Below are 26,737 nucleotides of genomic sequence, written 5' to 3' on the forward strand. Positions count from 1 at the left end.
GAAGCGTGCCCGAAGGGCTAGACAAGCAAATAGTTTTGCTTTCAAGCTGGAGCGAGAGGAGCTCTGCGACGAACTGGAACGTGAAGCGTGCCCGAAGGGCTAGATAAGCAAAAAATTTGATACTAATTCTCATAATAGTGTGAGCTATTTTACGCTAGGAAAACTTTAAGATAGCAAGGCAAAAACTTTGTAGTTTAGTTGTTCTAAATGAGATTTTTTTAACGCAGCTAGCGTACAGTTTAACTCGTTAAATTGTTCGAATGATTATGCGAACTAGTATGTATCAAGTTGAAGCGAGAGGAGCTCTGCGACGAACTGGAACGTGAAGCGTGCCCGAAGGGCTAGACAAGCTCGTAGACGCACAGCTTGCTGGCGTAATAAAAGCAACGCTTTTACATTTTTATGCCGCGACAATATTAATGAAGGCTAAACGTGAGGTAAACTCGCTGCTACTAGGTTAGCGCAAAACTTTTAATGTTTAGCTTGTAGACGCACAGCTTGCTGGAGTAATAAAAGCAACGCTTTTACATTTTTATACCGCGAAAAAGTTAATAAGGCCAAACGCGAGATAAACTCGCTGCTACTAGGTTAGCGCAAAACTTTCAATGTTTAGCTCGAATACGCGCAGCTTGCTGGCGTAATGGGCGAAGCCCACAGTAGTTGTGGCAGCGGTTTTATGTCGCGTAAATCTAATAAGAGTAAACGCAAGGTAAGCTCGCTATTACTCAGTCGGTGTACTTAAATTGCTTTTTTGCACTTTTGACCAACGCGTTGGCTTTTAAATTTGGCCTTAAAATTAATACGCATAAAATGATTCGCGCTTGCGCGTTATCAGCCCTCATGCTTTAATTACACCGCTAAAAAAAATAAGTACTCACCAAGGTTGGTGAGCAAGTGCAATATTTAAAATAATTTTGGGATTCTACAATGGCGTTAAGCTGTAAATCACTCGCAACTTCTCTCGTAATGCTTGCAATATCAGGGTGTACAATAGTACCCGGTAGCCATTTTGAAGGCATAGACCCAGGCGAACAAACATATAACCTTGAGCAAGATCTCGAAAAAGTAAACATTCAAATTATTGATTCTCAGCTTTTAAACACACAAAAGCTAGCGCAATCAGCCGCTAAATCTATTTCAAGTAGCGCTGGTGTTAACACTAGCGATTACGAATACAAATTGGGCGTAGGTGATGTACTAACAATAGGTGTGTGGGATCATCCCGAGCTTACAATCCCTGCTGCAGTACAGCGCACCGCTGAGTTTGATGGCTTTAGAGTACAAAAAGACGGCACAATTACTTATGCATATGCCCCTAACATACCTGCCGCAGGCAGAACAATTAGCCAAGTACGTGAGGACTTAGTAAAGCGCTTAAGCCGCGTAATAGAAGATCCACAAGTAGATGTAAAAGTAGTGGGTTTTAGAAGTCAAAAAGCCTATGTAACAGGCGAGGTTAAACAACCTGGCGTTTACCCTGTAACCGAAATACCACTTACCTTAATAGACGCACTAAATCAGGCCGGCGGTTTAACTGATTCAGCCGATTGGCGCACAGTTACTTTTACCCGTGGCGATAAAACAGAAGTCATTCAGCTTGATGAATTTTATGCGAATGGGGACATTTCGCAAAATCGTTTATTACAGCACGGCGACATAGTGCATGTAAGCCGTAACGATGCGCAAAAAATATTTGTACTAGGCGATGTAAAAAAAGCAGGGTCAGTGACCCTTAATCGCTATGGTTTAAACTTAGCCGAAGCATTAAGTGATTCGGGTGGCTTAAATGAAGCAACCGCCGATGCAAACGGCGTTTTTGTACTGCGTAAAAGTGACGTAGAGCAAACGGGCTATATAGCTAACGTATATCAACTACATGCAAAAAATATCGCAGCTATGGTATTAGCGGAACAGTTTGAACTGCAGCCAAGCGATATTGTATACGTAACCTCAGCACCGCTTGCACGTTGGAACCGCGTAATAAGTTTATTATTACCATCTATAGCTACCGTAGATAGTGTAGATGATATTACTGCGAATTAAGGAGCGCTATGTTTGATTCAGTTTTAGTTGTATGTGCTGGTAACATATGCCGCAGTCCTACCGGTGAATATGTGTTAAAGCAAAAGCTTGAAGGTAAAAATATTAAAGTATCGTCGGCTGGGTTAACAGCACTTGAAGGGAAANCCTGCCGATACCACAGCAAAGCGAATTGCCCTAGCAAATGGTGTAAATATGGATGCCCATCAAGGTAGGCAGTTATCGTCAAGCTTAGTTGCGCAAAATAGCGTTATTTTAGTAATGGAAGAGCGCCATTTAAACGATGTACATGCGCGTTACCCCGAGGCACGCGGTAAAACCTTTTTATTAGGTAAATGGATTAACGACACTGAAATCCCTGATCCCTACCGCCAAAGCCAAGAGGCTTTTGAACACGTGTATAGATTAATCGATAGCGCGTGTAGCGCTTGGCAAAAGTATTTATAAGGAATGGCTAAATTAATGACTGCTCAGCCTAATAATAAAAGTAACAACGCACAGCCTTCACAAGAAATTGATTTAATGGCACTGCTCGGTGCATTACTCGACCGCAAATATTTTATAGCAGGTATAACCGCGTTATTTATGTTTGTAGGGATTGTTTATGCGGTGTTAAGCACACCAGTTTATCAAGCAACCGCTATGATCCAGGTAGAAGATGGCAGTGCATCGGTACCAGGGTTTGACGATATGGCCGGTATGTTCGAGAGTACATCAGCCGCAGTAACAGAAATAGAACTACTTAAATCGCGCAGCGTTATCGGTGAAGCAGTAGATACACTGAAGCTAGATATAACAGCAGAGCCTAAGCTATTCCCATTTATTGGTAATCGCGCTTACCGAAAATTTATGCCAATGAGCGAGGGTGACCTAGCCGAGCCAAGTTTTGGTGCAAGTAGCTATGCTTGGGGTGGCGAAAGCATAAATATATTTAGATTCGATGTTCCTCGCTCTGCAATTAATAAGACCTTTACACTTGTAGCACAAACAAATAACGGCGTGGAGCTTTTAAATGCTGATGGCGAACAAATACTCGCTGGTAAAGTAGGTGAGGAGCTTATCAATGGTAAGTTTAACTTAACAGTACGCGAGCTTAATGCGCGCCCAGGCACCGAGTTTTTACTTACACGCCATGATCGCCTAAATACAATACTTGATTTACAAGCCGCTATTGGTGCCAGTGAAAAAGGCAAAGATTCAGGCATAATAAATTTAAGCCTGCAAAGCACCAAGCCAAGTTATGCTGAAAAAGTGCTTGATAAAGTGGCTGCTATTTATGTTCGCCGCAACGTAGAGCGCAACAGTGCTGAGGCACAAAAGTCGCTAGAATTTTTAGAAGTACAATTACCCGAAATTAAAAAACAACTTGAGTACGCAGAACAGCGTTTTAACGACTACCAAATTAAACGTCAGTCAATAAACATAACCCTTGAAACCCAAGGTGTGCTTGAGCAAGTAGTAAAGCTTGAGACTAAGCTGCAAGAGCTAAACCTGAAACGCTTAGAGCTTGGCCGTAAATTCAAGAAAAATCACCCTGCATATCAAGGCATAATTGAGCAAATTCAAGCAGTCGAAAAGCAAAAAGATCAGTTAATTGGGGAAGTTGGTAGTCTACCTGAAACGCAACAGGAGCTACTACGTTTGAAGCGTGATGTTGAAGTGAGTAACCAAATTTACACACTCTTACTCAGCAAAACCCAAGAGCTTGACATTGTACGTGCAGGTACGGTGGGTAATGTACGTGTTATAGATTACGCTGAGGTAAACACCAGCAAACCAGTAAAGCCAAAAAAAGCGTTAATAGTGGTTATGGCGACTATGCTTGGTGGTATGCTAAGTGTTGCAATTGTACTTATACAAAAAGCAATGCACAAAGGGGTGGAAGACCCAAGTGAGATTGAGGCGTTGGGTATCCCTGTTTACGCTAGTGTACCCCACTCAGAATACCAAGATAAGCTAACTGGTTTTGCAAAAGCACGAAAAAATAAAACCATAAAAGCTAAAACTATACTAGCGCTCGATAACCCTGCCGACTTATCTGTAGAGGCACTACGAAGCCTCCGTACCAGTTTACATTTTGCGATGATGGAAGCTAAAAACAACATTATTGCGATATCGGGTCCAAGCCCAGGTGTGGGTAAATCGTTTATTTCGGTTAACTTAGCCTCAGTACTCGCACAAAGTGGTAAAAAAGTGCTTATTATTGACGCTGATATGCGTAAAGGCTATTTGCAAACACAGTTTGGATTAAAGTGGGATGACGGCCTAAGTGATTACTTATCGGGGCGTTTGAACCTAGAGCAAGTGACTAAAACGACCAAAGTAGAAGGGTTAAATGTAATTACCCGCGGGCAAATACCACCAAACCCATCAGAGCTGTTAATGCACAGCAACTTTAGCAAGTTGGTTGAAGAAGTAAGCAACGCTTACGACATAGTAATTATAGATACACCACCAATACTTGCAGTAACCGACCCAGCCNTGGCTCGCTTTGGACAAAACCACTTACGCGAAATAGAGCTTACCCGTAACCGTTTTGAGCAAAATGGAATAGATGTAAAAGGACTAGTCTTTAATGGTGTAGTTAAAAAGGCTAGCAATGCTTATGGATATTACGGTTATTACAACTATGAATATAAGAGTGATAAGTAGTTTTTTAGGGGGCCTATTGGGCACTTTTTATAAAAAGTACTAAATCAAGTAATTACAATGAGATAGTGAAAGTTGACTGTCTCAAAATGGAAAAAAGTGTCTCAGGTGATAATTTTATCCCTGAGGTGTACGCTTGCTAAAACACAAGTTCCTTTGTTTGTAAGAGCAGTGTATTTAACTAAGCTGGCCACTAAAGAAAGTAGTGAACTTTAAATGTTGTGCCTACCTAAAAGTGTATAAAGGGTTTTTAAGCACTTCTAATAATAGGCTAGATTTCATTTCACGCTTTTCGATAAAACTTAATTTTCAATTTAACATTTACAAGTTCGAAGCTACAAGCTCGAAGATGTATAACTAGATAAAGAGAGTACATATGCACGATTCATTAACGGACCTAAAAATTGGCATTATCGGCCTAGGCTATGTAGGTCTTCCTTTAGCTGTAGAGTTTGGTAAAAAATGTCCTGTTTTAGGCTTTGATATTAATCAGGCTCGCATTGCACAGTTACAAGCCGGCCATGACTCTACCCTTGAAGTAAGTGACGAAGAGCTTAAAGATTCACCACAACTTAGCTTTTCTTCTGCTGTCGCAGATTTAGAAAGTTGTAATTTATACATTGTTACTGTACCAACACCTATTGATGAGCATAAACAACCAGATTTAACACCGCTGATTAAAGCCAGCGAAATGCTTGGTAAAGTAGTTAAAAAAGACGACATAATAATTTACGAGTCTACTGTTTACCCTGGTGCGACAGAAGAGGCATGTTTACCAGTAGTTGAGCGTGTATCGGGCCTTGTATTTAATAAAGACTTTTTTGCCGGCTACTCTCCAGAGCGTATTAACCCAGGTGATAAAGAGCACCGTGTAACTAATATTTTAAAGGTTACATCAGGCTCAACCCCTGAAATTGCTGAAAAAGTAGATCAACTTTATAAGTCAGTAATTACTGCCGGTACACATAAAGCAAGCTCGATTAAAGTAGCTGAAGCTGCAAAAGTAATTGAAAACACTCAACGTGACGTCAACATCGCTCTAATTAATGAGCTCTCAATTATTTTTAATAAGCTAGATATAGACACGCTTGAAGTGTTAGAAGCAGCCGGCACTAAATGGAACTTTTTACCATTTCGTCCAGGATTAGTTGGCGGACATTGTATTGGTGTTGATCCGTATTATTTAACGCATAAAGCCCAAAGCGTAGGCTACCACCCAGAAATGATTTTAGCCGGTCGTCGTTTAAACGATGGTATGGGTAAACATGTGGTGTCTGAACTGGTTAAAAATATGCTTAAAAAGCGTATTCATGTAGACGGCGCAAATGTATTAATAATGGGTTTAACGTTTAAAGAAAACTGCCCAGATCTGCGTAATACAAAAGTGGTCGACATAGTAAGAGAACTCAAAGAATATAACATTAATGTTGATATAGTTGATCCATGGTGCTCAAACGATGAAGCTGAGCATGAATATGGTTTAAGCTTAGCCACAGAGCATAAACAAAATAACTACGATGCAATCATTCTTGCTGTAGGTCATAACGAATTTAAAGAAATGGGCGCAGAGCAAATTCGTGCATTAGGTAAAGCGGAACACGTACTTTACGACTTAAAATATGTACTACCAAAACAAAGCGTAGATATGCGGTTGTAAACAACTTCGGTTAAAGGGGGAAAGATAAAAGCTCAATTTTTGCCATTCCCTATTGTTTTATTGAAGCAGAATTTTATTATTTAAAGCTCGAAGCTCGAAGCTCGAAGCTCGAAGCTCGAAGCTCGAAGCTCGAATAAAGGATCAAGATGACTCGTTACGAACAAATTAAAGCTGAATTATTAGCCTCTCCTAAAATCTGGTTAGTGACAGGAGTTGCTGGTTTTATTGGCTCAAACCTTTTAGAGCATTTATTAAAGTTAAATCAAAAAGTAGTTGGGCTTGATAACTTTGCAACGGGCCATCAGCATAACCTTGATGAAGTAAAAAGCTTAGTAACTGCAGAGCAATGGCAAGGCTTTAATTTTATTGAGGGTGATATTCGTAATTATCAAGATTGTGGAACAGCATTAGCTAATAATGGTGAAGGTGTTGATTACGTATTACACCAAGCTGCACTTGGTTCAGTACCACGCTCAATTGCTGATCCAATAACAACGAATGCAGCTAATATCACCGGTTTTTTAAATATGTTGCAAGCCGCTAAGGAAGCTAAAGTAAAAAGCTTTACCTATGCAGCAAGCAGCTCTACCTATGGCGATCATCCAGCATTGCCTAAAGTAGAAGAAAATATAGGTAATCCACTTTCTCCTTATGCAGTAACTAAATACGTAAATGAGCTATATGCAGGGGTATTTACCAAAACCTATGGTTTTAAAACTATTGGCTTACGCTACTTTAATGTGTTTGGTCAGCGCCAAGATCCTAATGGTGCTTATGCTGCCGTAATACCTAAATGGACTGCAGATATGATAAAAGGCGAAGATGTATTTATTAATGGTGATGGTGAAACAAGTCGCGACTTTTGTTTTATCGAAAACACAGTGCAAATGAATATTCTTGCCGCAACTGCGTCAGAAGAAGCTAAAGATGAAGTTTATAATGTAGCAGTAGGTGACCGCACAACACTTAACGATTTATATAAAGCAATACAGTCTGCACTTAAAGAGTGCGATGTAAATGCGAGCCAAAATCCAATATATCGTGACTTCAGAGCGGGTGATGTTCGACATTCTCAAGCGGATATAAATAAAGCGGTTGAAGTTCTTGGATTTAAGCCCGAGTATGATCTTTTTAGAGGGATAAAAGTCGCTGTTGGCTGGTATATAGGGACGAATATATGAAAATAGTATTTAGGTTTTTAGGTTATATTTTTAGCCGAGCTGAGAAAATAATAGAGTTATCATCCCAAGCTTACTTTTCAAACTACTTTAGCGGTGTTTGGGGTACAGAGGTTAAGATCAATGGTAAGCTTATTATCCATTCTGCTAATAATTGTATAATTGGTAAAAATGTACATATTGGTGGTGGCGGTTTTATAAAAGCTGAAGGCGGGCTTGAAATTGGTGATAATACTCATATCAGTCGAAACCTTGTTTTGTACACCTGCAGCCATGAATATGAAGGGACCTCTTTACCTTATGATGAGCGACTTCGATTGAAGAAAGTTATTATTGGGAAAAATGTTTGGATTGGCATGAATGTTGTTATTTTACCTGGAGCCGTAATAGAGGATGGTGCAATTGTTGGTGCTGGCGCAGTGGTAGCTGGTAAAATTAAAAAAGGTGAAATACATGTTGCTTCTAGCTCTGTGAAGCTTAAATCTAGAAATAAAGAGCTATATGATTCGAATGAAAAGCAAGAGAATTATTCAGGTGTAAATGGAAGGGCTTTAAAATGAGGGTTTTTATAATTTGTACAGGTAGAACCGGTTCACATAACATGGCAAAAGCATGTTCATTTATAAAAAATTATACATCTGGGCACGAAACTAGAATAGGCATGACTGCTAGTAAAAAGCTTAATTATCCTGATAACCATATAGAAGCGGACAACCGCTTATCATGGCTATTAGGTAGCTTGGATAAGCGCTTTGAAAGAGATGACGTCTTGTATGTACACTTGAAAAGAAGCCCTCAGCTTGTAGCTGAATCATATAATCGTCGTTGGTACTTAAGGTACTCTATAGTTAGAGCTTTTTCTAGTGGGATCTTGATGAAAAGTAGTCGGCAAGATAACCTTGAAAGCTGCCATGATTATGTTGAGGTCGTGAATGACAATATAGAATGTTTTTTAAAATCTAAAGATAACAAGTTAACTATTAATATTGAAAATATAGAAAAGGACTTTAAAACTTTTTGGACAACTATTAATGCTAAAGGTGATTTAAACGGTGCTTTGAAATGTTTATCGAAACCAAGTAATAAGTCGCGGCCGAAATATGAGATAAACTTATCTAAAATTATATATGGGTTTAGAGTGTTGATTGATTATGTCTGGCGATAAGCTTTATAAAAGTTTTTTCAAACTTGTTGGTTCAAGTGCCTTTTTCCAAGCTCTAGCTTTTGCACTCTTACCTATTTGGACAGGGTTTTATTCTCAGTCTGAGATCGGCAACTTTGCAATGCTCTATTCTTTTTTTAATATCTTCTCTATGTGTATATTATTTAAATTAGACACAAGGCTAGTTGTTGATGAAAGCTATGAAGGTATATCTTATCAGCCACTAAGTAGCATACTATTTTTAATTGTTCTTTTAATACCTTTAATTTCGTTATTTTACTTTGTTATTCTAAGAGGAAATTATAATGGGCTTTGGTTTAGCTTTTTTCTAATTTTTCAAACAGCTATTTTTGCAAGCTTTTTATTTAACAAGTCTCTATTGATAAAGTATAAATTATTTTCACTATTGGGTTTTTATTTAGGTGGAAAAGTTTTCCTTGCAGCATTATTTAAATTAGTTTTTTTCCCACTTGGTGAAAAAGCTCTTTTTATAAGTGAACTCTTAAGTTTGCTTTTCCTACTTATAGGCTTGGTTATATATAAAAATATTAATAACTATAAAGTATCTTTTAAGTTTATATTACCTAAGCTAGATATTTATTTAAGCCTCAAAACAATAAGAGAAAATAAAAAGCATACTCTTTGGGAGACCTTGTCAGGTTTTTTAAATCAACTACTCATAAACTTACCCATAATAGTGATAGGTTCATTATATAGTAAAACAGATGTTGCATTATACTGGTTAACATACCAGCTAATATCTGCACCAGCTGGCTTTATATCGTCAAGTGTGTCTGAAATTGTATTTTCCAAGTTCACTACATTGAAAATGGAAGGCATAAATTTACATAAGCAACTAAAATCTTATTTGATAAAATATATCCCTTCTTCAATTATATGTTTTATAACTGTGTACTTTTTAGTTAAACATATTGTTCTACCTTTCATGGCACCTGACTCTTGGAAGGGAGTAGAGACTGTGTTGAGTTATGTTTTAATTTGGCGTTGTGGTGCTTTTATTGCTCACTCCTTTACAAAGGTTTGGCTAGTGATAAATTTACAATTTGAAAGAATGTTATTTGATTGTTTCAGCATTGTTAGCTTTATTTTATTAACAATAGTTGCGAAAGGTAATAATATCGAGTTTGAAACTTACCTAACGTTTCTGTCCTTTTTGTTTTTAAGTCTATATGGTTTCTTTTTATTCTATTTACTATATCAGACTCAATTAGTATCAACTTTAAATAAGTGTTCAGAATGAAATTCACCGTATTCACACCGACTTATAATAGAGCTAGCTTAATCCATCGAGTCTATGACTCTCTCATGATGCAAAGTATTAGAGATTTTGAATGGATAGTAATTGATGATGGTTCGAATGACAATACATCAGAATTAATAGAGTCTTATAAAAAGGAGGCTGATTTTAAAATAAAATACCTATACCAAGAAAATAAAGGGAAGGTTTCAGCTATAAATAGCGCATTAGAGATAGCTGATGGTTTTTTCTTTTTAGTTTTTGATAGTGATGATTGGTGTGTTGATGATGCTTTAGAAAGAATATACTCTGAATGGTTATCAATACCTGACACTCATAAAGCAAGTTATGCTGCTGTTTCTTGTTTGAAAATTTACGCAGATGGTTCTGTTGTAGGTGAAGACTATAATAGGATGCCCAAAATGGGAGCTAGTTATATCGATCGCTTTAACAACCGAATAAAAGGTGATAAATGGGAATGTATAATTACTGATATACATAAAAAGTATAAATATGATTTATCTCAAAATGAAAGATATATGGCACCGGAATACTCTTGGTTAGGAATTGGTTGTAAATACAAAACTTTGTTTATAAATGAGCCATTATCGATAATAGAATATCAAACTGATGGTATCAGTAGAAATAATATCAAACATAGGGCTAATAACGCTAAAAGTACCGTTAAATTTTATGAGCGAGCTCATTTAGTCTCGAGAGGTTTGATAAATAAAGTAAAGGTAAAGGTAAATTTAAGCCGTTTTTATTTACATGATCTTAAAGTCATGAAGTCATTTTATATTTCTACCTTTTTATTTCCTATAGCTGTGGCGCTGTATTTAAATGACCTTAAAAAAATTAAAAGATAATATCGCTGAAGTTTTCTTAGGCCTTGCATTGGGGACTGGTTATTTAACTAGTTATAGATTTTTAGGCCCTGTAGGCATTTCTGAGTTGCTTTTTTCTGTCGTATTTTTGATTTTAATTAGAGCATATTACGGACAAATATTAAACTTTAAGTTAGGAAGAGTTCAATATTTTAATTTATATTTAGTATTCACTTTTATAATTATACTCCCAGTGATAACTATAGTCAGCTATACATCTGATGTTAGTAAGTCAGAGCCACTATACTTATTGTCATATTTTTTAGGTGGATTATTTGTAATAATTTTATTTTTTGCACAAAAGTCAGGATTTAATTTTAAAATTGTAACTTACATATTCTCACTTACATTTATAGTATCAAACTTATTTTTCTTAGCTACTGATATTGGTAGTGGGCGTTATTCAGGTGGGGCAGATAACCCAAATCAATTACTGTTTTATGGTACCTCTTTATCTTTACTTATATCTATATATCTAGAATCTAAGTGGCAAGCTTTTATATTTCCAATACTTATATTTATTATGCTTAAAACTGGGAGCGATGCTTACAACCTTTCTATTTTTGTTAGTGTGGTAATCTACATAGCCTCACACCTGATATTCTATAAACGTTACAGCATTTCTGTTGGTATTATATTAGGCTCAGTATTTTTAATTGTTTTTTCTGTACTTTGCTTTGTTTACCTTAAAGAAGCGATAATTATTTCTTGGTATAGCGCAGATGAGGGAGGGACTAGGCTAAGCTTATTCTCTAACGCTATTACCGTTATCCAGAGCTCTCCGTTCTTTGGTTATGGAGCCGGTTCGTTCTCAGGTTTGCATCAGCCTTGGCAGGGAAAAGAGGCTCATAATACTTTTTTGGACTTAGCTACGCAGTTTGGTGTCTTTTTTCCCTTGTTTTTATATACAGTGATGATTATTTACTTCATTCAAATGTTAAGAGTTAGGCGTTTTTGGGTGGCAGGGTTTACTGCTGCTTATATTATTGGAACTATGTTCCATTTTTCAGCGAGGCACTTCGTATTTTGGATTGAAATATCAATTTTCTACTTTGCATGCTTTTCTGGTCAAAATAGATATAAAGATATTAAATAGGTTATTTTATGTGTGGTATTGTTGGTTTTTTTGAAGTGAATCAGGGAAAAGATCTTAGTGTTAAAACTGAGTTGATAAAATCTATGGCTAGAAGTATCAACCATAGAGGGCCTGAGCAAAATGGTATTTTTAATAATTTGGAAAACTCTTTATATCTAGCCCATTTAAGGTTAGCTATTCATGATTTGAGCCCTACAGGTGTTCAGCCAATGCACAGTCAATGTGGAAAGTATACCATAGTCTTTAATGGTGAAATTTATAACTATAAAGACTTAAAAGCAGAGCTTGTGGTTGATGAAGATGTATTCTGGAAAGGTAGTTCAGACACTGAAGTGCTAATAGAGTATATAAGTAGAAAAGGTATTAAGGCTACATTAGAGAAGTTAAATGGGATGTTTGCGTTTGCATTATATAACAAAGTAAAAGACACTTTAACTTTAGCAAGAGATAGGTTCGGGGAAAAGCCATTATATGTATACAATGATAACCGATCACTTGCATTTTCATCAGAGCTTAAACCTATCGAAATATTTCAACCAAGTTTAACTTTAAACCATAATTCAATAGCAACACAGTTAAAATATAGTTATATACCAGCTCCATATAGTATTTACAACGAAGTTTTTAAATTGCCTGCAGGCCATTATTTAGAAATAGACTTAGCTGATATCAAGACCTGCTCCTTAGAGAAAGCGATACCTTTCTGGAATATTCATGATGAAATCCGCAATGCTAAAGCGGAACAAGAAAGTGACCTGAAAGGCTCGATTAATAAAATAGAAAATGCTTTAAAAAATAGCGTTAAACTAAGAATGGATTCAGACGTACCTTTTGGTGCTTTTCTTAGTGGGGGGATCGATTCAACATGCATCGTTGCACTTATGCAAGAGCAAGCAAGTAAACCAATAGATACATTTTCAATTGGATTTAATAATGATAACTATAATGAAGCGCATCATGCTAAAGAAGTTGCTAAAGTTTTAGGCACTAACCATCATGAGTTATATTTAGAGTCTAAAGATATGCTTGATTATATACCTAAGCTACAATCTATTTACGACGAGCCATTTGCTGACTCTTCTCAAATACCAACATTTATGGTTTCAAAGTTTGCGAAAAAAAATGTAACAGTTGCTTTAACTGGTGATTCTGGTGACGAATTATTTGCAGGGTATAACCGTCATTTATTAGCTAGCCGATTAGAAGCGTCATTTGAGAGGTATCCACTTTCTTTGAGAAAAACGTTTGGAAGTGCAGTTACTAGTATTAGCCCAAAAACCTATGACAAACTAGCTTTTTTCTTAAAGTTAATTTTAGGGAACCGCTTTGATTTTAATCGTTTGGGGGATAAGGTACACAAATTTGCAGGAGCTTTTGCAGCTAAAAATGGTTTTGAGCTATATAAAAACCTTATTAGTACTTCTGTAACCCATAGAGAACTTTTATTAAAAGGTAGAGATGTTAATATTTTATCAAAAGCTATATTTGAAGATGAAAATTTTAATACATCTGAGAAGATGATGATACAAGATACTTTATCTTATATGCAACATGATATCTTAACTAAAGTTGATAGAGCCTCTATGGCTAACAGTCTAGAAACAAGGGTTCCATTTTTAGATAATGATGTTTTTCGAGCTGCCTGGAGTATTCCTTTTGAGCATAAAATTTATAATGGGCAGACTAAGTATCCTTTAAGAAAAATTATTTCGAAATATGTCCCTGATACATTAATGAAAAGGCCTAAGGCAGGTTTTGGAGTTCCTATAAGTGATTGGCTTAGAGGTGATCTACGTGAATGGGCCGAAAGTTTATTAAGTGAAAAGTCAATAATTTTGAGTGGAAGTATGGACTATAATGCAGTGCAAAAAATTTGGAAAGAGCATAAGTCAGGTAAATTTAATCATCAGTATGAGTTATGGAATATATTGATGTTACAGCAATGGTTAGTGAATAAAAATTGAAAGTATTAGTTATAGGTACGCTCCCTTCGTCCTTACATAACTTTAGAGGGAAGTTACTTCAGCATATTAAAAGTAAAGATAACCAGGTTGTAGCCTTAACATCAGGTGCTAATACTAGTGATATTAGCTCTGTTGAAGAGCTAGGTGCAGAATATATCGATTACCCCGTTAACAGAAGTGGTTTGAGCCCAACCCAAGACTTTAAAACTTTTGTGGCACTGCATAATATTTTTAAAAAGCAGCAACCAAACGTAATTTTAGCTTATACCATTAAACCAATTATTTGGGGTGCCTTTGCTGCTCGTTGTTTGCCTAATTGTCGGTTTTATGCGTTAGTTACTGGTTTGGGGTTTGCTTTTCAAAAAGGGGGCTGGAAAAAAAACCTTTTAATGAAGTTGGTTATATTTCTGTATAAAACAGCCTTAAAAAGAGCAGATAAAATTATTTTCCAAAACCCGGACAATAGGCAGGTTTTTATTGATTTAGGTATAGTGCCTGAATATAAAACTGCAGTTGTTAATGGATCTGGTGTTGATATAACGCATTTTGAAGTTAAACCTTTACCATCTACTCCTACATTTTTACTAATTGCTCGGTTATTAGGTGATAAAGGAATTAGAGAATATATAAAAGCGGCCAATATTGTTAAACAAAAATATCCTGAAGCAATATTTCAATTAGTTGGCCCAGAAGATCCTTCACCAGATGGTATCTCTTTAGAAGAGCTAACAAGCTTAAATCAAAATAACTCAGTTGATTATTTAGGCGGTACGGATGACGTACGTCCTTTTATTGAAGGGTGTAGTATTTTTGTTCTACCTTCTTACCACGAGGGTTTACCAAGAACCGTGTTAGAAGCTATGGCAACAGGGCGACCAATATTAACAACTGATGTACCAGGCTGTAGAGAAACGGTTATTTATAGTGAAAATGGTTGGTTAGTTGAAAAATCAAATGTGGAACAACTTGCTGAAAAAATGACTTGGTTTATTGAAAACCAAGCCGAATGGCAACGAATGGCAAAAGCAAGCAGGGAAATGGTTGAAGATAAATTTGATGTACATAAAGTTAATGCTGAACTTTTGAAAATAATGGAGTTACATTAATGAAGCGGCTATTTGATTTTTTAGTAGCCCTATGGGCAATACTTACTTTACTACCAGTCATAATTGTTGTTGCTGTGCTTATACGCTTTAAATTGGGTTCGCCTATTCTATTTACTCAAGACCGACCTGGTTTGAACGGTAAAGTGTTTAAAATGATGAAGTTTAGAACTATGCTAGACGGCAAAGATAAGCAAGGTAATTTACTGCCTGATGATGAGCGTATGACTCCATTTGGTGCTTTTTTACGCTCGACTAGTTTAGATGAACTAGCAGGTTTATTTAATGTATTAAAAGGTGATATGAGCTTAGTAGGGCCAAGGCCTCTGCTTGTGCAATATTTACCGCTTTATAATGCTGAGCAAGCGCGCCGCCATAATGTTCGCCCAGGTATAACTGGTTGGGCACAAGTTAATGGCCGAAATGCAATTAGCTGGGAGCAAAAGTTTAAGCTTGATGTGTGGTACGTTGACAACCAAAGCTTGCTACTGGATTTTAAAATACTATTACTTACCGTAAAAAAAGTGTTTGTTCGTGAAGGTATAAGTGCTGATGGGCACGTAACCATCGAGCCATTTAAAGGCTCTAATAATGACTAAACAGTTAGCGATAGTTGGTGCTAGCGGACATGGTAAGGTGGTTGCCGACATTGCCGAGCAACTTGGTTTTACGGTTCAGTTTTATGATGACGCTTACCCAAGCAAAACTCATATTGAGCATTGGCCAATATATGGCACATGTGTTGATTTAATTACCCTAACTAATACTCGTAGTGCACCTGCCGATGTTGTTATTGCTATTGGCAATAATGATATTCGCTTACAAAAAATGCAGCTATTACAACAAAGTAATTTTAACTTCATAACGTTAATTCATCCAACCGCAATTATTAGTCAGTACGCAACAATTGCTAAGGGAACTGTGGTTTTTTCCGGTGCTATTATTAATGCATTTGCTAAAGTTGGGCAGGGTTGCATTATCAATACCTCAGCAGTTGTTGAACATGACTGTACTATTGGTGATTTTACCCATATTTGCCCTAATGTTACTTTAGCGGGCGGTGTTATTGTTGGCAGCAAAAGTTGGGTTGGTATTGGCAGCCAAGTGAGGCAGTTAATAACAATTGGTAATAATTGTGTTATTGGAGCTGGTAGCACCGTTGTAAAAAATACACCTAATAACGTTACTGTATTTGGCTCTCCTGCAGTACCGCGTTAAATTAGACCTCATTTCTATATGGAATTAATAGGAACATCATGTTAAATACCCCATTTTCCCCTTGGCCTAGCTTTACTCAAGACGAGGCTGATGCTGTAAGTCGCGTCGTTTTATCAAACAAAGTTAATTACTGGACTGGCATTGAAGGTCGTGAATTTGAAAAAGAATTTGCAGCATGGGCTGATAGTGAATACGCAATAGCACTTGGTAATGGTACGCTTGCATTAGATGTTGCGCTCAAAGCGTTAAATGTAGGTGCAGGAGATGAGGTTATCACTACGCCGCGAACTTTTTTAGCGTCAGCCTCTAGTATTGTTACTGCGGGTGCTGCGCCTGTATTTGCTGATGTTGATTTAAATAGCCAAGCAATTACCGGCGAAAGTATAAAAGAAGTACTTACATCAAAAACTAAAGCGGTTATTGTGGTGCATTTAGCAGGTATGCCTGCTGAAATGGATGAAATAATGGCATTGAGTAAAGAGCATGGTTTTTATGTAATTGAAGACTGTGCCCAAGCGCATGGCGCTAAATATAAAGGTAAGTCAGTTGGTAGTATTGGCCACATTGGCGCATGGAGTTTCTGCCAAGATAAAATTATGACTACCGGCGGCGAAGGCGGCATGGTCACCACTAGCTCAAAAGAGTTGTGGTCAAAAATGTGGAGTTATAAAGATCATGGCAAAAGCTTTGATGCAATTTATAATCGTGAACACCCGCCAGGGTTCAGATGGCTACACGAAAGCTTTGGTACCAACTGGCGCATGACTGAAATGCAAGCTGCAATCGGCCGTATACAGTTAACACGTATGTCAGATTGGACTGCGAAACGCCAAGCGTATGGGGCACAGCTTGATAAAGCCGCAAGTGATTTTGACTGTATTCGTTTAGTTGAGGTTCCTGATTACATTGAACACGCGGAATATAAACATTATATGTTTATTAAACATGAAAACTTAGCCAAAGGTTGGGATCGCGACCGTATTGTAAATACCATAGTAGAGCGCGGCGTACCGTGCTTTCAAGGTAGTTGCTCAGAAGTGTATTTAGAAAAGGCCTTCGACAATACCCCATTTCGCCCAGAAAAGCGCTTACCAAATGCTGTTGAGCTTGGCGAAACATCAATCATGTTTTTAGTTCACCCAACTCTAACTGAAGATGAAATTAATAAAGCCTCTGAAATCTTACAATTTGTTCTAAAACTTGCAACTAGAGTTAGTTGAATTAAGTGATAGCTTAATGCAATCAAAAATTGGAATAAAACTAATCGGATTTGATTAAAAAAATTAGGATATAAACAAACATTATGAATGAAGAAAAGTTAACTCATCTAAAGGCGCTTGAAGCCGAGTCTATTCATATTATGCGTGAGGTTGCTGCTGAGTTTGATAATCCGGTAATGCTTTACTCTGTGGGCAAAGATTCATCGGTTTTACTACATTTAGCACGCAAAGCATTCTACCCTGGAAAAATTCCTTTTCCGCTTATGCATGTTGATACTAACTGGAAATTTAAAGAAATGATCCAGTTTAGAGATCAAATGGCCGAAAAGTATGACTTTGATCTAATTGTTCATAAAAACCCAGAAGGTATAGCAATGGGCATGAGCCCATTTGTACACGGCAGTGCTAAGCATACAGACGTTATGAAAACTCAAGGCCTTAAGCAGGCGCTTGATATGAATAACTTTGATGCTGCATTTGGTGGTGCTCGCCGCGATGAAGAAAAATCGCGTGCTAAAGAACGTGTTTATTCTTTTCGTGATAAAAATCACCGCTGGGATCCTAAAAACCAACGTCCAGAGCTGTGGAATGTTTATAACAGTAAAGTAGATAAAGGTGAGAGCATTCGTGTGTTCCCGCTTAGTAACTGGACCGAGCTAGACATTTGGCAGTACATTTACCTTGAAGGTATTGAAATTCCATCATTATACTTTGCTAAAGAGCGCCCTGTAGTTGAGCGCGATGGCACGCTTATTATGGTTGATGATGAGCGTATGGAGCTTGAAGAGGGCGAACAAGTACAAAATAAAATGGTTCGTTTTAGAACGCTTGGTTGCTACCCGCTAACGGGTGCTGTTGAGTCTGTAGCACAAACCCTTCCTGAAATAATTCAAGAGATGCTGCTTTGTACTACTTCTGAGCGTCAAGGGCGAGTAATTGATAATGACTCTGCAGGTTCTATGGAAAAGAAAAAAATGGAAGGTTACTTCTAAAGCGCTTAGGGCCTCTAGCTATGAGCTGCGAGCTGCGAGCTTAAATATGCAACTATTAGCTCTCAGTAAGTAGCCAAAAGTAATAAACAAGGATGCTTATGAGATACGAAAATTTAGAGGTTTGGCAGCGTAGTTTTCGCCTAAGTATAAAAATTTATAAAACATTTGAGCAGCTAAAAGATTTTGGCTTAAAAGATCAAATGTGTAGAGCCGGCGTTTCTGTTCCTAGCAATATTGCAGAAGGCTTTGAAAGAGAGTCCGATAAAGAAAAAGCTCGCTTTTTAGTTATAGCAAAGGGCTCTTTAGGCGAATTAAAAACGCAGTTAATGATTGCAACTGAACTAGCTTATATTTCAAAAGAAAATAGCTTGTCGATTATTAGTGAATGTGAATTAATTGGGAAGATGCTAGGTAGTCTGATTAGAACAATTAAAAGTTGCTCGTAGCTCGTAGCTCGCAACATAAACAAATTTAAGCACGTAGCTCGACGCCAGCAGCTCGTCGCTTACAGCTTATAAAGGACTTAAAATGACCGAACAAACACAACCAAACTTACTTGCTACAGATATTGAAGCTTATTTAAAAGTACACGAAAACAAAGACATGCTACGTATTTTAACATGTGGTAGCGTGGATGATGGTAAATCTACATTAATTGGCCGCTTGCTTTATGATAGCAAAATGATTTTTGAAGATCAGATGGCTGCCATTGAAAAGGATTCAAAACGCTTTAATACCACTGATAACGATTTTGACTTATCTCTTTTAGTGGATGGCCTGCAATCTGAGCGCGAGCAAGGTATTACGATTGATGTTGCGTACCGTTATTTTGCAACAGATCAGCGTAAATTTATTATTGCCGACACGCCTGGGCATGAGCAGTACACGCGTAATATGGCAACGGGTGCTTCTACGTGTGATTTAGCTATTATTTTAATTGATGCGCGCCACGGTGTGCAGGTGCAAACACGTCGCCATAGCTATATTTGCTCTTTATTAGGTATTAAAAACGTAGTTGTCGCTATTAATAAAATGGATGCGGTAGGTTACGAGCAGTCGGTTTATCAAAACATCAAAAAAGATTACCGCGAGTTTGCACAGGATCTTTCGTTTGATGATGTACGTTTTGTGCCAATTTCGGCGCTACGTGGCGATAATGTGGTAAACGAAAGCGAAGCTATGAGCTGGTACCCTGGTTCAACGTTAATGAAGCTACTTAATACTGTGCAAGTTAAACACGCAAAAAATGATGAGTTTAGATTGCAAGTTCAATATGTTAATCGTCCTAACTTAGACTTTAGAGGCTTTAGCGGAACTGTGGCTGCGGGTGATATTAGAGTTGGCGATACGGTTGCTTCACTACCTTCAGGTAAAGAGAGTAAGGTTAAATCAATTGTTACTTTTGATGGCGACCTTGAAAAAGCATCTGCAGGTATGGCTATTACACTAACGCTTGAAGATGAAATAGATGTAAGCCGTGGTGATATGCTGGTACGTCCGCATCAAAAGCCACACTCAGCTGATAACTTTGAAGCAGACGTAGTATGGATGACCGAAGAAGCCTTACATGTAGACCGTGAGTACGAAATTAAAGTAGGGAGTAAATCGGTGTATGGATACGCTGAGGTTATTAACTATAAAGTTGATGTAAACACGCTAGAGCAACAAGAGGCATCACAATTAAATTTAAACGAAATTGGTAATTGCCAATTTGCATTAACAGCGCCCGTGCAATTTGATGCGTATGATGTAAATAAACATACTGGTGCGTTTATTGTGATTGACCGATTAACTAACGTTACGGTTGGTGCGGGTATGATACGTAAGCCATTAGATGGAAAAGGCAACAAGCCTAAAAGCGAGCACTCTGCGTTTGAAGTTGAGTTTAATGCGTTAGTTCGTAAGCACTTTCCGCATTGGGATGTAAAAGTAATCCGTTAGATTACTCAGATATAGCGGGCTTTTATAAGCCCGCATTTTATTAACTAACCTGAACTCTGTTTAAGAGACTTACAAACATATTGAATTATAGTGATATTTAAATTTATTATCTCTAGCCAGAGATTTTCAATGAAAACAAGGCGAATTTACGCGTCAATAGCTGGCCTATTGCAAGTAAGTTTAACGCAGTTAGCACTGAAAATAGCTGCTAGAGATAGGTTTATTATCCAGGGTTCAGGTTAACTAAGGATGGCTACTTAAATCATGCCATTAGATGCATATCTAACGCTTTGTATTTTTGCTCTAACAATTTTAGGTTTAATTGTTTTACAAACGCGACCAGTTGCTGTTTTTGGTGCAACACTTATTGCTTTAATCGCTTGCGATTTAGTGAGTAAAGACCAGTTTTTAACGAGCATTGCTAACCCAGGACTAGTGACGTTAATTTTATTAGTGTTGTGCTCGTTAGCGCTTGAAAAAACGCGTTTATTAAGAGTTATAGCGTCTAAAACAATTGTAGATAGTTATCATTCTACATGGCTTAGGTTGTTTGGTGTAACGACCTTTTTTTCGTCTATTTTAAATAATACCGCGGTTGTAGCTACACTGCTTTCGCCTATTCGTAATAACCCCCATCATTTTGCCAGTAAGTTATTATTACCTTTGTCGTATGCCTCTATTTTAGGTGGAACGCTTACGCTAATAGGTACCTCTACTAATTTGATTGTTAACTCAATGTATATTGAGGCGTCGGGTAAGTCGTTATCGTTTTTTTCATTTACTGCTGTGGGTGCTATTTTGGTACTTTGCTGCGGCTTGACGATGTTTTTTTGTACCCGAATGTTACCGAGTATAGAACAAAATAAAGTGACATCTGAAGGCTACTTTATAGACGCGAAGGTATCTGCAGATTCTGAGCTTGTAGGGCGCTCTGTTGAGGTTAATGGGCTTAGGCATTTAGAGTCTTTATTTTTAGTTGAAATAGTCCGGGAGGGGAGGCTAATTAGCCCTGTTTCTCCGTCAGAGGTAATACATCCAGCTGATAGGTTAATATTTTGCGGAGACATAACTAAATTATTGCAGCTAGGGCAGTTTTCAGGATTAGAAATTTTTGCTGAAAAAAATGGCACTTTAAATAGCAACCTTACAGAAGTAGTTGTTAGGCAGGAAAGTATAATAGTAGGGCGTACGCTTAAAACTACGGGGTTTAGGGCATTGTTTGATGCTGCTGTAGTGGCAATAAGGCGTGACGGCGAGCAGGTTTCGGGTAAGTTAGGTGATGTGGTTATTCGCTCTGGTGACTTTTTAGTATTAGCCGTGGGTGATGATTATAAATCTAGAACAAATATAAATAAAAACTTTTTAACCTTATCCGGTGTAGAGCCTGAAAGTAGAATTAATGGCTGGCGAGCATGGTTTTCTATAGGTGGCTTTATAACCACAATAGCGTTGGCGGCTGTTGGCGTGTTAGATTTGTTAGAGGGTCTGGTGTTATTGCTCGGGGGCCTTTTATTTACTCGTAGCTTAACCACCAATGAGCTGGTAAGGCGATTCCCCATTGATATATGGCTGGTGGTTTCGTCAGCTATTTTACTTTCGAACGCGCTGGTTAACTCTGGCGTGGTTGAATCGTTAGGTGGATTTATTGGTCAATTTGATGACCCTAGGTATGTGTACACTGCATTTGTATTAGTTTATGTAGTAACTTGGTTAATGACCGAGTTTGTAACGAATAACGCTGCTGCGGCGTTGATGTTTCCTATAGGCTATACCGTGGCTTTAGGGTTTGGTGTAGATGTATTGCCTTTTGTAATGGCGGTAGCCTTTGCGGCAAGCGGAAGCTTTATTAGCCCTTATGGGTATCAAACTAACTTGATGGTATTTAATGCTGGTAATTACAGGTTAAACGATTTTGTGAAGATAGGCTTACCTATTAGTATGGTATATGCACTTGTTGTATTGGTGTTTGTACCTGTGTTTTTTCCGTTTAGTACTAGCTGAAAAACATTGAGTTAAGAGCTTAGCGCCTGCGTTATAGGTTAGGGTTTTGTAGACGCGCAGCTTTCTGGCGCGTTGGTTTAAAAGTGTAGATGTTTCGATTTATTGCGTAAGCAAGCGTCACGCCTACTGCGAAAATTGTCGTTGTGGTTAAATTTACTTGTAGACGCGCAGCTTGCTGGCGTTTAAAAGCTGCGCTTTTACATTGGTTATTACATTTTAAAGCCATGAGAAGCAACGCTTCTAACGTGAGCAAGCTCTAAACAATATAATATAGAGCGTTATAAGTTTCAGGCTTTAAATAATTTAAAATAAAGGTGCTTTAATGAGCCAAGATGAAAACATAGTATGGCACGCACAAACCGTGTCGCGAGATAAAAAGCAGCAACACAAAGGTCATAAGCCTGTATTACTTTGGTATACTGGCTTAAGTGGTTCAGGAAAATCTACAGTGGCAAATGCTGTTGAAGCAAAGCTATTTTCGTTAGGCTGCCATACTTATTTGCTTGATGGCGATAACGTGCGTATGGGTTTGAACAAAGGGCTTACATTTAGTGACGAAGACCGTATTGAAAATATTCGCCGCATAAGTGAAGTTGCTAAGCTATTTGTTGATGCGGGCCTTATTGTATCTACTGCGTTTATTTCGCCATTTAAAGCTGATCGCGCTCAGGCTCGAAGTATAGTAAATGAAGGTGAATTTGTAGAAGTGTTCATAGATACACCGCTTGCTGTTTGCGAAAGCCGCGATCCAAAGGGCTTATATAAAAAAGCGCGCGCAGGCGAAATACCAAACTTTACAGGGATTAGTTCAGCATTTGATGTGCCTGAAAACCCTGATATACATGTTAAAACGGCCGAGCAAACCATTGAGCAGTGCGCTGATCAAATTGTAGATTATTTAATTAATAACAAGATTGTAAATGCTAATAGTTAAAAGTTACCAACTGGGAAAGCGAGTTAGTGGCAATAAGCTGCGGTTTTTACGTGCCCTTTAGTTATATTGGCATCTTTTTTTGTTTATGTATTTGAGAATATTATGAAATACGACATTTTTAATGGTGATGCCGACGGCATTATTGCCTTATTACAGCTGCAATTAGCAAACCCGACAGATACCATAAAGGTAACGGGTGTTAAACGCGATATTCAATTAATGCAAAAAATCACTCCGCAAGAAGGGGACTGTATTAGGGTATTGGATATTTCGATGGAAAAAAATATGCCGGCTCTTCACGATGCTTTGTGTGTGGGGGCGCGTGTTATGTATGTAGATCACCATAAAGCTGGCGATATACCTAATCATGCTAATTTATTTGCACACATCGATTTAGATGCGAATATGTGTACCAGTTTAATTGTCAGTGATTTAATAGATAAACAATTTCATTTATGGGCAATTACTGCTGCCTATGGTGATAACTTATTTGCTAAGGCTGATAGCGAGGCCGATAAGCTTGGATTAACCGAACTTCAAAAGTCACAGTTGAAAGCATTTGGTACTTACATAAATTATAACGGCTACGGAAGTGAAGTGGCTGATTTACACTTTGCTCCAGAAGAATTATTCGAGCTGCTTTTGCAGCATAACTCGCCTTTTGATGCAATAAACGATAAGAGCTCAGTTTATTATACTCTTGAGCAAGCTTATAAAGCTGATATGGAAAAAGCCGCTAATGCGCAAATACTTCATGATTGCGATACAGCTAAAGTAATTTTATTAGAGGATGCAGCTTGGGCTCGCCGAGTAAGCGGTGTTTTAAGTAATTACCTTTCTAATCAGTCACCAAACAAAGCCCATGCAGTATTTACGTTTAATAACAAAGGCAGTTACTTAGTGAGCGTTAGAGCCCCTCTTACTAATAAGCAAGGCGCTGTTGATGTATGTAGTAAGTTTGATACAGGTGGTGGTCGTGCCGCTGCAGCTGGAGTGAACGAATTACCTCTAATGCAATCAACAGCTTTTATAGATGAACTAGTGAGCTATTATAAATAGTGTACGCTTTGTTGTATAGCCTATTAGGCTTTATTATATTATTTTTAACCGGTTAATCTAAAAGCCATAATTTAAAAATGTCTCTCAGGCTAAGACATACCTTAGGCACGTTTTACCACCGCATTTTTCACCAATAGTCACTTAATAGGCAGTGTTAATTGTTAAAGACAGTGGCTTTTGTAAAAAATATTGGCTGAATAAACCTCATTAAAAGCTAATTACATTAGCCTGTTATTTGTTATAGTTGCTATATTGTTAATTTTAAATTCAATACGGGGTTAGCCCGTACTGACACCACAAAGGAACGTGCTATGGATAGTCTCATTCGCTCAATATTAAACGCATCACGTGCGAAAAAGCGGATAATCACACTGTGTATTGACTCTCTTTTTATAACCTTGGCTTTTTGGCTTGCACTTATTGTGCGGTTAGATAGCTTAGCGCCACTTCAACGTTTAGATAATTGGCTTTTATTAGCATTGTTAATTCCTGTGAGCTTATACACGTTTATAAGCTTAGGGTTATACCGTGCAGTTCTTAGGTACATGAACTCGCAAGCAGTTTGGGCCATTGTACTTGGGACTGTCATAACGACCATTACCTTAGTGCTCATTGCTTTTTTTGTCGGAGTTGATATACCGCGCACAATGCCGTTTATATTTGCGTGGTTGTGTTTATTAACTGTCGGTGGCGCTCGCGTATTGGTACGCGCGATGATTGGCAAGATGACAACCAGCAAAAAAGAAGCTGTGATTATTTACGGTGCGGGCTCTGCTGGTCGCCAGCTCGCTACTGCGCTAGGTGCAGGCCCTGAGTACTTTGTTAGGGCATTTGTTGACGACGATGCAACAAAGCACGGCTCAATTATACAAGGTGTGCCAGTTATCAGTTTTAAAAACATTTATGAGCTGATCAATAAGCGCAAAGTGAGTAAGGTGTTACTGGCGTTGCCGAGTGCATCACGCGCAAGGCGCAAAGAAATACTGGCGCAACTTGAACCTTTAACCATTAGCGTGCTTTCAATACCGGGTATGGCTGATGTCGTTGAGGGAAAAGCTAAACTGGCAGAAATAGCTGAGGTTGGCGTTGAGGACTTGCTCGGGCGAGATCCTGTTGAGCCGAATGCAGATTTAATGTCTGCGAATATTAAAGAAAAAGTGGTTATGGTCACGGGAGCTGGCGGCTCTATTGGCTCTGAGCTCTGTAGGCAAATTGTAAAGGAAAAACCAGCAAAGCTCGTTTTATTTGAACAAAGCGAATTTGGTTTGTATTCAATAGAAAAAGAGCTTGGTGAATACATTACGACTAATAGCTTAAATATTGAGCTTGTGCCGATAATGGGATCGGTTCAGCGTATAAACCGTATTGAAACGGTAATGATAGCGTATGGTGTACACACTGTTTATCACGCAGCAGCGTACAAACATGTTCCTTTGGTAGAGCACAATGTAGTGGAAGGGGTACGTAATAATGTGTTTGGCACTTATTACGCCGCAAAAGCAGCCGTAAACGCAAAAGTAGAAACGTTTGTTCTTATCTCTACCGATAAAGCCGTACGCCCAACAAATGTTATGGGCGCCACCAAGCGTATGGCAGAACTTGCACTGCAAGGTTTAGCGCAAGAGCAAGGTGTAAAACATAACACCCGTTTTTGTATGGTGCGCTTTGGTAATGTGCTTGGCTCAAGTGGCTCTGTAGTGCCGCTGTTTCGCAGGCAAATAAAAGAGGGCGGGCCAATAACCCTAACTCACCCTGATATAACACGCTTTTTTATGACCATTCCCGAGGCTGCACAATTAGTTATACAAGCAGGGGCCATGGGCAAGGGCGGTGATGTATTCGTACTTGATATGGGCGAGCCGGTTAAAATAAAAGATTTGGCAACTAAAATGGTTCGCCTTTCTGGTTATGAGGTAAAAAGTGAGACTAACCCGCACGGCGATATCGAAATAAAGTGTACAGGCTTACGCCCGGGGGAAAAGCTGTATGAAGAGCTGCTAATAGGCGATAATGTGGGCGAGACATCGCACGAACGCATAATGACCGCGAATGAGGTTATGCTACCACTTGCACAGTTTAATGAGTTTATAGAAGCGCTCGACGTAGCATGTCATAACTTCGATCATGAAACAATACGCCAGCTTTTATTAGAAGCTCCCACAGGATTTAATCCGACTGATGGTATTTGCGATTTAGTATGGAATGTCAAGAAAGATACGTTGAGCATAGAGCAACAAAACGTAGTAAATATTAAGTAATATTATTTTAATGTAGTCAAAAACTGTAACTTATTAAAAGTAATATTTGGCTACAAAAAGCGTGAGTTAACACTCACGCTTTTTACTTTTTGCGATGTTACTTTATTTTTTAGATAATGC

General features: G+C 38.1%; 20 protein-coding genes and 3 pseudogenes. All 23 read left to right on the plus strand.

What is annotated here, in order from left to right:
- Positions 1 to 927 precede the first annotated feature (927 nt).
- Entirely contained in the window at positions 928 to 2,043 is a 1,116-nt protein-coding gene (locus L650_RS0111615; protein WP_029773216.1) for a polysaccharide export protein, read from the plus strand.
- An 8-nt stretch (positions 2,044 to 2,051) separates the two neighbouring features.
- A pseudogene (locus L650_RS0111620) lies at positions 2,052 to 2,487 on the plus strand (low molecular weight protein-tyrosine-phosphatase).
- A gap of 15 nt (positions 2,488 to 2,502) precedes the next feature.
- Positions 2,503 to 4,692: a polysaccharide biosynthesis tyrosine autokinase gene (locus L650_RS0111625; RefSeq protein ID WP_029773217.1), complete on the plus strand. Its 2,190-nt coding sequence runs from the start codon at positions 2,503 to 2,505 to the stop codon at positions 4,690 to 4,692.
- A gap of 373 nt (positions 4,693 to 5,065) precedes the next feature.
- Complete coding sequence (gene tviB / locus L650_RS0111630) at positions 5,066 to 6,346, plus strand: Vi polysaccharide biosynthesis UDP-N-acetylglucosamine C-6 dehydrogenase TviB (protein WP_029773218.1); 1,281 nt, start codon at positions 5,066 to 5,068, stop codon at positions 6,344 to 6,346.
- 146 nt (positions 6,347 to 6,492) lie between these two features.
- Positions 6,493 to 7,527: an NAD-dependent epimerase/dehydratase family protein gene (locus tag L650_RS0111635; protein WP_029773219.1), complete on the plus strand. Its 1,035-nt coding sequence runs from the start codon at positions 6,493 to 6,495 to the stop codon at positions 7,525 to 7,527.
- Positions 7,524 to 7,775: pseudogene (locus tag L650_RS24835) on the plus strand (hypothetical protein); the annotation flags it as partial. The gene L650_RS0111635 and the pseudogene L650_RS24835, both read left to right, overlap by 4 nt.
- A gap of 72 nt (positions 7,776 to 7,847) precedes the next feature.
- Positions 7,848 to 7,950, plus strand: a pseudogene (locus tag L650_RS24840) (DapH/DapD/GlmU-related protein); the annotation flags it as partial.
- 175 nt (positions 7,951 to 8,125) lie between these two features.
- Positions 8,126 to 8,689 (plus strand): hypothetical protein, encoded by a 564-nt coding sequence (locus L650_RS0111645; RefSeq protein WP_128081062.1) that lies wholly within the window; start codon positions 8,126 to 8,128, stop codon positions 8,687 to 8,689.
- Entirely contained in the window at positions 8,676 to 9,947 is a 1,272-nt protein-coding gene (locus tag L650_RS0111650; protein ID WP_029773222.1) for an oligosaccharide flippase family protein, read from the plus strand. Before L650_RS0111645 ends, L650_RS0111650 begins: the two co-directional genes overlap by 14 nt.
- The gene (locus tag L650_RS0111655; protein WP_085065478.1) at positions 9,944 to 10,813 is read left to right on the plus strand and encodes a glycosyltransferase family A protein; all 870 of its coding nucleotides are present in this window, start codon (positions 9,944 to 9,946) and stop codon (positions 10,811 to 10,813) included. Before L650_RS0111650 ends, L650_RS0111655 begins: the two co-directional genes overlap by 4 nt.
- Positions 10,788 to 11,927 (plus strand): O-antigen ligase family protein, encoded by a 1,140-nt coding sequence (locus L650_RS0111660; protein ID WP_029773224.1) that lies wholly within the window; start codon positions 10,788 to 10,790, stop codon positions 11,925 to 11,927. The genes L650_RS0111655 and L650_RS0111660 overlap by 26 nt, the downstream gene beginning before the upstream one ends.
- 8 nt (positions 11,928 to 11,935) lie before the next feature.
- Positions 11,936 to 13,891 (plus strand): asparagine synthase (glutamine-hydrolyzing), encoded by a 1,956-nt coding sequence (gene asnB / locus L650_RS0111665; RefSeq protein ID WP_029773225.1) that lies wholly within the window; start codon positions 11,936 to 11,938, stop codon positions 13,889 to 13,891.
- Positions 13,888 to 14,997 carry a glycosyltransferase family 4 protein gene (locus L650_RS0111670; protein WP_029773226.1) on the plus strand — a complete coding sequence of 370 codons (1,110 nt, stop codon included), beginning with the start codon at positions 13,888 to 13,890 and terminating at the stop codon, positions 14,995 to 14,997. The genes asnB and L650_RS0111670 overlap by 4 nt, the downstream gene beginning before the upstream one ends.
- Positions 14,997 to 15,593 carry a sugar transferase gene (locus L650_RS0111675; RefSeq protein ID WP_029773227.1) on the plus strand — a complete coding sequence of 199 codons (597 nt, stop codon included), beginning with the start codon at positions 14,997 to 14,999 and terminating at the stop codon, positions 15,591 to 15,593. Before L650_RS0111670 ends, L650_RS0111675 begins: the two co-directional genes overlap by 1 nt.
- Positions 15,586 to 16,212, plus strand: a complete 627-nt coding sequence (locus L650_RS0111680; RefSeq protein ID WP_029773228.1) for an acetyltransferase — start codon at positions 15,586 to 15,588, stop codon at positions 16,210 to 16,212. The genes L650_RS0111675 and L650_RS0111680 overlap by 8 nt, the downstream gene beginning before the upstream one ends.
- Positions 16,213 to 16,250: 38 nt before the next feature.
- Entirely contained in the window at positions 16,251 to 17,432 is a 1,182-nt protein-coding gene (locus L650_RS0111685; protein WP_029773229.1) for a DegT/DnrJ/EryC1/StrS family aminotransferase, read from the plus strand.
- Between the two features lie 83 nt (positions 17,433 to 17,515).
- A complete protein-coding gene (cysD, locus tag L650_RS0111690) occupies positions 17,516 to 18,424 on the plus strand; it encodes a sulfate adenylyltransferase subunit CysD (RefSeq protein ID WP_029773230.1) in 909 nt (302 codons plus the stop codon).
- A 98-nt stretch (positions 18,425 to 18,522) separates the two neighbouring features.
- On the plus strand, positions 18,523 to 18,870 hold the full coding sequence (locus tag L650_RS0111695; protein ID WP_029773231.1) for a four helix bundle protein: 348 nt from the start codon (positions 18,523 to 18,525) through the stop codon (positions 18,868 to 18,870).
- A gap of 82 nt (positions 18,871 to 18,952) precedes the next feature.
- Positions 18,953 to 20,365, plus strand: a complete 1,413-nt coding sequence (cysN, locus tag L650_RS0111700) for a sulfate adenylyltransferase subunit CysN (RefSeq protein WP_029773232.1) — start codon at positions 18,953 to 18,955, stop codon at positions 20,363 to 20,365.
- 264 nt (positions 20,366 to 20,629) lie between these two features.
- The gene (locus tag L650_RS0111705) at positions 20,630 to 22,366 is read left to right on the plus strand and encodes an SLC13 family permease (RefSeq protein ID WP_029773233.1); all 1,737 of its coding nucleotides are present in this window, start codon (positions 20,630 to 20,632) and stop codon (positions 22,364 to 22,366) included.
- 322 nt (positions 22,367 to 22,688) lie between these two features.
- Positions 22,689 to 23,300, plus strand: a complete 612-nt coding sequence (gene cysC / locus L650_RS0111715) for an adenylyl-sulfate kinase (protein WP_029773235.1) — start codon at positions 22,689 to 22,691, stop codon at positions 23,298 to 23,300.
- Between the two features lie 102 nt (positions 23,301 to 23,402).
- The gene (locus tag L650_RS0111720; protein WP_029773236.1) at positions 23,403 to 24,359 is read left to right on the plus strand and encodes a hypothetical protein; all 957 of its coding nucleotides are present in this window, start codon (positions 23,403 to 23,405) and stop codon (positions 24,357 to 24,359) included.
- A gap of 311 nt (positions 24,360 to 24,670) precedes the next feature.
- On the plus strand, positions 24,671 to 26,617 hold the full coding sequence (locus L650_RS0111725; protein ID WP_029773237.1) for a polysaccharide biosynthesis protein: 1,947 nt from the start codon (positions 24,671 to 24,673) through the stop codon (positions 26,615 to 26,617).
- Positions 26,618 to 26,737 lie beyond the last annotated feature (120 nt).

Origin of the sequence: Pseudoalteromonas sp. TB51 (assembly GCF_000498055.1) — a bacterium.
Classification (GTDB): Bacteria; Pseudomonadota; Gammaproteobacteria; order Enterobacterales; family Alteromonadaceae; genus Pseudoalteromonas; species Pseudoalteromonas atlantica.

Bases quoted from the DNA above. Each gene is read 5' to 3' on its own strand.
- L650_RS0111615 (WP_029773216.1), top strand. From the start codon at position 928: ATGGCGTTAAGCTGTAAATCACTCGCAACTTCTCTCGTAATGCTTGCA.
- tviB (WP_029773218.1), top strand. From the start codon at position 5,066: ATGCACGATTCATTAACGGACCTAAAAATTGGCATTATCGGCCTAGGC.
- L650_RS0111635 (WP_029773219.1), top strand. From the start codon at position 6,493: ATGACTCGTTACGAACAAATTAAAGCTGAATTATTAGCCTCTCCTAAA.
- L650_RS0111645 (WP_128081062.1), top strand. From the start codon at position 8,126: ATGGCAAAAGCATGTTCATTTATAAAAAATTATACATCTGGGCACGAA.
- L650_RS0111650 (WP_029773222.1), top strand. From the start codon at position 8,676: ATGTCTGGCGATAAGCTTTATAAAAGTTTTTTCAAACTTGTTGGTTCA.
- L650_RS0111655 (WP_085065478.1), top strand. From the start codon at position 9,944: ATGAAATTCACCGTATTCACACCGACTTATAATAGAGCTAGCTTAATC.
- L650_RS0111660 (WP_029773224.1), top strand. From the start codon at position 10,788: ATGACCTTAAAAAAATTAAAAGATAATATCGCTGAAGTTTTCTTAGGC.
- asnB (WP_029773225.1), top strand. From the start codon at position 11,936: ATGTGTGGTATTGTTGGTTTTTTTGAAGTGAATCAGGGAAAAGATCTT.
- L650_RS0111675 (WP_029773227.1), top strand. From the start codon at position 14,997: ATGAAGCGGCTATTTGATTTTTTAGTAGCCCTATGGGCAATACTTACT.
- L650_RS0111680 (WP_029773228.1), top strand. From the start codon at position 15,586: ATGACTAAACAGTTAGCGATAGTTGGTGCTAGCGGACATGGTAAGGTG.
- L650_RS0111685 (WP_029773229.1), top strand. From the start codon at position 16,251: ATGTTAAATACCCCATTTTCCCCTTGGCCTAGCTTTACTCAAGACGAG.
- cysD (WP_029773230.1), top strand. From the start codon at position 17,516: ATGAATGAAGAAAAGTTAACTCATCTAAAGGCGCTTGAAGCCGAGTCT.
- L650_RS0111695 (WP_029773231.1), top strand. From the start codon at position 18,523: ATGAGATACGAAAATTTAGAGGTTTGGCAGCGTAGTTTTCGCCTAAGT.
- cysN (WP_029773232.1), top strand. From the start codon at position 18,953: ATGACCGAACAAACACAACCAAACTTACTTGCTACAGATATTGAAGCT.
- L650_RS0111705 (WP_029773233.1), top strand. From the start codon at position 20,630: ATGCCATTAGATGCATATCTAACGCTTTGTATTTTTGCTCTAACAATT.
- cysC (WP_029773235.1), top strand. From the start codon at position 22,689: ATGAGCCAAGATGAAAACATAGTATGGCACGCACAAACCGTGTCGCGA.
- L650_RS0111720 (WP_029773236.1), top strand. From the start codon at position 23,403: ATGAAATACGACATTTTTAATGGTGATGCCGACGGCATTATTGCCTTA.
- L650_RS0111725 (WP_029773237.1), top strand. From the start codon at position 24,671: ATGGATAGTCTCATTCGCTCAATATTAAACGCATCACGTGCGAAAAAG.